Source organism: Metabacillus mesotrionivorans (genome assembly GCF_052171315.1).
In the GTDB taxonomy this organism is placed as follows: Bacteria; Bacillota; Bacilli; order Bacillales; family Bacillaceae; genus Bacillus_P.
The window spans coordinates 109,031-115,030 of the sequence record NZ_JBQMFF010000002.1; the positions used below are offsets into that span (position 1 = coordinate 109,031).

At 42.5% G+C, this 6,000-nt stretch carries 9 protein-coding genes; 7 read left to right on the top strand and 2 right to left on the bottom strand.

The window, feature by feature from the left end:
- Positions 1-264 precede the first annotated feature (264 nt).
- Both ACTSEZ_RS05420 and ACTSEZ_RS05425 read left to right on the top strand, forming a co-directional pair.
- Entirely contained in the window at positions 265-453 is a 189-nt protein-coding gene (locus ACTSEZ_RS05420) for a hypothetical protein (protein WP_369733173.1), read from the top strand.
- Between the two features lies 1 nt (position 454).
- A complete protein-coding gene (locus ACTSEZ_RS05425) occupies positions 455-928 on the top strand; it encodes a spore coat protein (protein WP_369733174.1) in 474 nt (157 codons plus the stop codon).
- 93 nt (positions 929-1,021) lie between these two features.
- Here the strand turns inward: ACTSEZ_RS05425 and ACTSEZ_RS05430 are convergent, their stop codons facing one another.
- Complete coding sequence (locus ACTSEZ_RS05430; protein WP_369733175.1) at positions 1,022-1,501, bottom strand: hypothetical protein; 480 nt, start codon at positions 1,499-1,501, stop codon at positions 1,022-1,024.
- Between the two features lie 137 nt (positions 1,502-1,638).
- Here ACTSEZ_RS05430 and ACTSEZ_RS05435 point away from each other — a divergent pair, with 137 nt between their 5' ends.
- From ACTSEZ_RS05435 to spoVK, 4 genes are all read left to right on the top strand, one after another.
- A complete protein-coding gene (locus ACTSEZ_RS05435) occupies positions 1,639-2,022 on the top strand; it encodes a YmaF family protein (RefSeq protein ID WP_369733176.1) in 384 nt (127 codons plus the stop codon).
- Positions 2,023-2,136: 114 nt separating this feature from the next.
- Positions 2,137-3,078: a tRNA (adenosine(37)-N6)-dimethylallyltransferase MiaA gene (gene miaA / locus ACTSEZ_RS05440; RefSeq protein WP_369733177.1), complete on the top strand. Its 942-nt coding sequence runs from the start codon at positions 2,137-2,139 to the stop codon at positions 3,076-3,078.
- 36 nt (positions 3,079-3,114) lie between these two features.
- The gene (gene hfq, locus ACTSEZ_RS05445; protein WP_029281151.1) at positions 3,115-3,339 is read left to right on the top strand and encodes an RNA chaperone Hfq; all 225 of its coding nucleotides are present in this window, start codon (positions 3,115-3,117) and stop codon (positions 3,337-3,339) included.
- Between the two features lie 225 nt (positions 3,340-3,564).
- A complete protein-coding gene (gene spoVK, locus ACTSEZ_RS05450; protein ID WP_369733178.1) occupies positions 3,565-4,515 on the top strand; it encodes a stage V sporulation protein K in 951 nt (316 codons plus the stop codon).
- Positions 4,516-4,551: 36 nt separating this feature from the next.
- Here the strand turns inward: spoVK and ACTSEZ_RS05455 are convergent, their stop codons facing one another.
- Entirely contained in the window at positions 4,552-5,154 is a 603-nt protein-coding gene (locus ACTSEZ_RS05455; RefSeq protein WP_369733179.1) for a trimeric intracellular cation channel family protein, read from the bottom strand.
- Positions 5,155-5,394: 240 nt separating this feature from the next.
- Here ACTSEZ_RS05455 and hflX point away from each other — a divergent pair.
- Positions 5,395-6,000, top strand: a 606-nt coding sequence (gene hflX / locus ACTSEZ_RS05460) for a GTPase HflX (RefSeq protein ID WP_369734056.1), incomplete at its 3' end; no start/stop codon positions are given.

Here is a 6,000-nt window from a genome sequence, read left to right on the forward strand (position 1 = left end):
TGAGAAAATACAGGTGAAGCCACCTGTATTTTCAATGCTGCAGAGAAAGGCAGATTCTCTTTGTTGCTGAATCTTATTAATAGAGTATGTTCGACAAAAAATATAGATTGGGTTAATAAATCATGATTTTCGCCAATTTTTAAGGAATAAAGACATAACCGTTCAGCAGAAAAAATCGAAAAATGTGTTTTTGCAGGAGGTTATATCCCCATACAGATAATCCTGCTGAGAATATGATGGAGTAAACAGGAAGGAGAGATGGTCATGATCAACCGTAAAACAACGGATCTGTTTGTCAAAATGCTACTCGACAAATATGGATTGGAAACTAAGCTGAAAGCTATTCCGGAGGATAAGAAAAAACCTCTTAGAGACATGGTCACTGAATTAAATGGTCAAGTTGAGGATTTCCTCAATAATTTAAAATCCAAAACTGAGAAAGGGGGGAAATAATATGGGAAGAAACAGAGTGATTATGTCTAATTGCCGCCATGAAGAAGAAGTTGCTGGCGAAATGGACATGAGTATGGGCGGAAGCGGCCTTGGATCTGCAAATGGCGTATCTGAAAGAGCAAGACAATCTGTTCGCGCAGGCCAAAGATCATCTGAGAGAATCAGCATTGTCGATTCTACAGATGTAAACGTATTGACAATTGATGTTCAGGCTGCAATTGCACTTCAAGCTGCTATTCAGGCTGCCATCGTACTCATTGTCAGACTTTCTTTCGCTGATGATATTGAGCGGGCTGATCAGTTCAGTGAAGAGTTATTCCAGTTTGCAAGCATTGATCAAGTAAATGAGCAGGAAATTCTCATCAAAGATTCTCACAACGTTAACGTTGGAGCGCTTGATCTTGATCTTGTTATTACAATTCAGCTGTTAATTCAAGTCTTGGCAGCTCTTGCACTAACCCTGGATATTCTGTAACTCTATGAGTTAGAAGAGGTGTCCCAATTATTGGGGCACCTTTTTACGCAAAAAGACCGGACAGCAGAGAGTCCGGTCTTTTTATAATGACTTTTAATCAAACTGGCTGCAGCTGCTCCCATACTTAATAACATCATAAATTGATCTGCCGTCAGACGAATGCGTCTCTGAATATTTAAATGGCAGAAGCGAAAAGAAAACAAAGTAAACAGAAAAATAGACAAATTGATAAAAGAAGATGTGCGGATTCAGCAGCCCTGCATGAATCATAGTATTTACGATAATGATGGAGGCCAGGTTAAAAATGGATCCTCCTGCATATACAAGGACGTGTGTCCATTTGCTTTCCCATCTCAATCGTTCGTACTGGCAAAAAGAGTCCAAAAAGTAGTATTGATTAATTTGCAGCTTTCCTACTCTGAGCAAAGATTTCCCTCTCCCTAACGTAAAAAAGGCCTTTCCTCCAAATATCCAAACAAAGACAAAGTGCCCAAGCTGATGAATGAAGGCAACGATGGGCAGAACAAAGAAGAAAGCCCAGAAGAAAGTGATCATATCCTCCAGCTGAAACAACGGGCATGCCCCTCTCAATTTAGAATTATTCTCTAATTTCCCTGTTTTTCTATGTTAAAACGGCAATTTGTGATATTTATGCGCCTTTGCTGCCTGATTTTCATACGTTGATAAAAAGCTTGAAAGGAAGCTGCTTTATGAAGGAAATGAATTTCCGGGAGCCTCTGCCATTTCCCCATGCACATTTTTATCAGGGCGTGACAGAGGAGCAGGAAGGTCACACGCATGCACTGCTTGGATTTTCAAAACCGCTCAACGGTACATCATTTGACAGGCATTACCACTATGTAGAAGGGGTTACGACGTTTGACAACAATCATTATCACCGCTTTTATGTTAAAACCGGACCGCCCATTCCCATGCTTGACGGCACTCACTATCATCTGTTTTATGGAAAGACTTACAGAAACTACACAGAAGGAGAGCCGACTCAGTTTGGAGGGGTTGTATACTCTCCGCAGCAGAAACAGGTTCATCAGCATTTGTTCAGCGGAAGAACAAGCGGTCCGATCGGATATTAATCCATCAAGGCCGTTTGAGCATGCTGATATTTGGAAATAATAAACTGGTGTTCAATGATTTAAAGTGATAAGATGTTGAAAAGCGGATATAAAGCAAGAAAGTGTGATTACAGGTTGAAGAAAGAAAAACTGCTCGTGATTATTGGACCGACTTCAGTCGGGAAAACAAAGTTGAGCATTGAGCTTGCCAAAAGGCTGAACGGTGAAATCATAAGCGGGGACAGCATGCAGATCTACCGCGGGATGAATATTGGGACGGCAAAAGTCACTCCTGAAGAAATGGATGGAGTGCGCCATCACCTGATTGATATTAAAAATCCTGATGAGTCATTTTCTTCGGCTGAATTTCAGGAATTAGCACGTCCGCTCATTACTGATATTCATTCAAGAGGCAAGTTTCCGATTATTGCCGGCGGGACAGGCATGTATATTCAGTCTGTTATCTATGATTATCAGTTTACAGAACAGGCAGCAGATCCTGAGTACAGGAAGATGCTTGAAGAAGAAGCTGCAGCCAGGGGCAATGAATTTATACACAAGAAATTGTCTGATGCAGATCCGGAATCAGCTCAAAGAATTCATCCGAATAATGTGAGGAGAGTCATCAGGGCTCTTGAAATCTTCCGCTGCACTGGCAAAACGATGACAGAGTTTTTAAACGAACAGGAGAAGGTGCTGCTCTACGACCTTGTCATTGTCGGGTTAACGATGGAACGAAGCGAGCTCTACAAACGTATTGATCACAGAGTTGATCTTATGATGGAGCAGGGGCTGCTTGCTGAGGCAAAACAGCTGCATGAAATTGGGGTCCGTGACTGTCAGTCTGTCCAGGCCATCGGCTATAAAGAACTTTTCGCCTATTTAGACGGCAAATCTTCTCTCGATGATGCAGTGGATCAGCTGAAACAGAACTCCCGCCGCTATGCGAAGCGCCAGCTTACATGGTTCCGCAACAAAATGGACGTGGAATGGTTTGATGTAAGCAGCCCGCATGATGCAAATGACAGATTCAATGAAATTTTCACTTATATAGCAGGAAAGCTTCAATTAAGCTAGAATACATAAAACATAGAGAAAAGAGGAGGACGAAACATGAAACAGACAGTCAATATCCAAGACCAATTTTTAAACTCAATGCGCAAAGAAAGTACATTTGTAACGGTGTACCTTCTGAACGGATTTCAGCTCAGAGGCCTTGTTAAAGGATTTGACAACTTTACAGTCCTGCTGGAAACAGAAGGCAAACAGCAGCTGATTTTCAAACATGCGATTTCAACGTTTGCGCCTCAGAAACATGTTTCCCTTGAAATAGAATAGACAGTCAAAATCAGCCTTCATATGCGGAGGCTGATTTTTTATTTGTCTTTTCCCTGAAGTCTTCTGATGATCAGGAAATGGATTTATTTCTCGGGAAAGCGCAGATTCCATCAATATTCAGCAATATTTTCTCCGTGGAAAAATAATTTCATCTTTTAGATGGGCATTTGTCACGATTTTGCCTCAAGCAACGTATAGTAATAAAAGAATGTGAGGTGAACATCTTTGGATCAAGCAGTCACATTTAAAAACAACGGGCAAATTAATGTGATTCTTAGCGGCCAGAAAAAGGTCTATCATGAGCGAATCAGCGAAACAGCCACATATGAACTGAAAATACCTAAAACAGAACCGCAGCATGCCATATTAAATGAAATTGAAGCAGAGCTGAATACGCTTGTAGGCATGGATGAACTGAAGCGGATGATTAAAGAAATTTATGCATGGATTTTTATTAATAAAAAGCGGGAAGAACAGGGGCTGAAAGCGGGAAAGCAGTCTCTTCATATGATGTTCAAAGGAAATCCCGGCACAGGGAAAACAACAGTGGCCAGATTGATCGGGAAATTATTTTTCCAGATGAATGTCCTCTCAAAAGGCCATTTGATTGAAGCGGAACGCGCAGATCTTGTGGGAGAATACATTGGACATACCGCACAGAAAACACGGGACCTGATTAAAAAATCTCTCGGAGGCATTCTTTTTATAGATGAAGCTTATTCCCTTGCCCGCGGGGGAGAAAAGGATTTTGGGAAAGAAGCCATTGACACTCTCGTTAAGCATATGGAAGATAAACAGCATGAATTTGTTCTTATACTAGCAGGCTATTCCAAGGAGATGGATCATTTTCTATCATTAAATCCCGGCCTGCATTCGAGATTTCCGCTCGTGGTAGATTTTCCGGATTATTCAGTTGAACAGCTGATGGAAATTTCAAAGCGCATGATGAAGGAAAGAGAATATTCATTCAGCAAAGAGGCTGAAATGAAATTCCGTGAGCATCTGAATGACATGAAAACAAACCTTGCCCCATCAAAATTTTCAAATGGCAGGTATGTCAGAAATATCATTGAAAAATCCATACGCTCCCAGGCAATGAGACTTCTTACAGCCAATCAATTGGGGCGGGACGAACTTGTCACGATCTTGAGTCAGGATCTGGTGATTAAGGAATAAGCAAATGTACGAAAAAAGCCGCGACTGCGGCTTTTTCTAATGGTGGATGGAGCGGTTTGGAAGCTGCCATTTGTTTGTATAAGAGAGAACTCTGCAAACAACGAGCAGAATAAACAGTGTATAAAGCTGAATAGGTGATTGGACGAGATCAAATCCGATAATAAGACCAGCTAGGACAGCCCACACTGCATAAATTTCTGATTTTAACACAAGCGGTTTTCTTCCTGCCAGCAAATCCCGGACGATTCCGCCGCCGCTTCCTGTGAGTACAGCAGCCACAACAACCGCACTGATCGGATGATTCATCTCTGCAGCATACAGCGCTCCTTGAATAGCGAATGCCGAAAGTCCGATCGCATCGGTGAAATTTCCCCACTTCTGCCAGTGTTTAAGCAGGTTATTGGGGAATAAAAAGACGGTCGTCATGGCAACAAGCGCTATTTGAAAGAGCGTTCCCTGTTCCCATAAAGCTGAAACCGGCACGCCAATGAGAAGATTTCTGATGGCTCCTCCTCCAAATGCAGTGACAATGCCAAGGATATACACCCCGAGAATATCATATTCCTCTTCCATCGCAACAATGGCGCCGCTCACTGCAAAAGCAATCGTGCCGATGATGCTTAATACTTCCCACGTCATATATGTATCCCCTTTTTCGCAGATGTGAACTATCATCAATTACAAGTACAGGGCTGCGGGAAAGCAGCCGTCTTGATTTTATATGTGTATCCGGTTTAATGCAATCCTTTTCTTTTAAAGTAGTCTTTGAAAGGTTCCTATGTGCGTAAAATCGTAAAGCATTAGTGGATTCTTTGTTTTTTTGGTATGATAAAGAAGCAAAATTATGAGTAAAAGGATGGTACCCGTTTGAAAGAGACAATGAATACCGGGAGTGAAAAAGTCATTCTGGTCGGATGCCAGCTCCCGAAGACAGAAGATGAAGCGTTCAGTTATACAATGAGCGAGCTTGCCTCCCTTACTAAAACAGCGAACGGAGAAGTGCTCGTCCAGCTGTCGCAGAAGAGAGAGCGCATCCACCCGGCAACGTACATAGGAAAGGGCAAAGTTGATGAACTGCTGGCTCTTTCAGAAGAGGTTGCGCCCGACTTAATTATATTTAATGATGAGCTTTCTCCAAGTCAGCAGCGGAATCTGTCGGCTGCCCTTGATGTGAAAATTATAGACCGCACACAGCTGATTCTTGATATATTTGCGACGCGTGCAAAATCAAAAGAAGGCAAGCTTCAGGTGGAGCTTGCGCAGCTTCAGTATCTTTTGCCAAGGCTGAGCGGGCAGGGAATCAATCTTTCAAGACAGGGCGGCGGAATCGGCACGAGGGGGCCGGGCGAAACGCAGCTTGAAACAGACCGAAGACATATTAGAACACGCATACATGAAATTAAACTGCAGCTTGCTGCAATCGTCAGCCACCGTAACCGCTATCGTGAAAGAAGAAAGAAAAATCAGGCTTTCCAGGTAGCTTTG

Excerpts from the sequence above, each read along its gene's own strand:
- hfq (WP_029281151.1), top strand. The coding sequence starts at position 3,115 with ATGAAACAGACAGTCAATATCCAAGACCAATTTTTAAACTCAATGCGC.
- ACTSEZ_RS05455 (WP_369733179.1), bottom strand. The coding sequence starts at position 5,154 with ATGACGTGGGAAGTATTAAGCATCATCGGCACGATTGCTTTTGCAGTG.
- ACTSEZ_RS05425 (WP_369733174.1), top strand. The coding sequence starts at position 455 with ATGGGAAGAAACAGAGTGATTATGTCTAATTGCCGCCATGAAGAAGAA.
- ACTSEZ_RS05420 (WP_369733173.1), top strand. The coding sequence starts at position 265 with ATGATCAACCGTAAAACAACGGATCTGTTTGTCAAAATGCTACTCGAC.
- ACTSEZ_RS05435 (WP_369733176.1), top strand. The coding sequence starts at position 1,639 with ATGAAGGAAATGAATTTCCGGGAGCCTCTGCCATTTCCCCATGCACAT.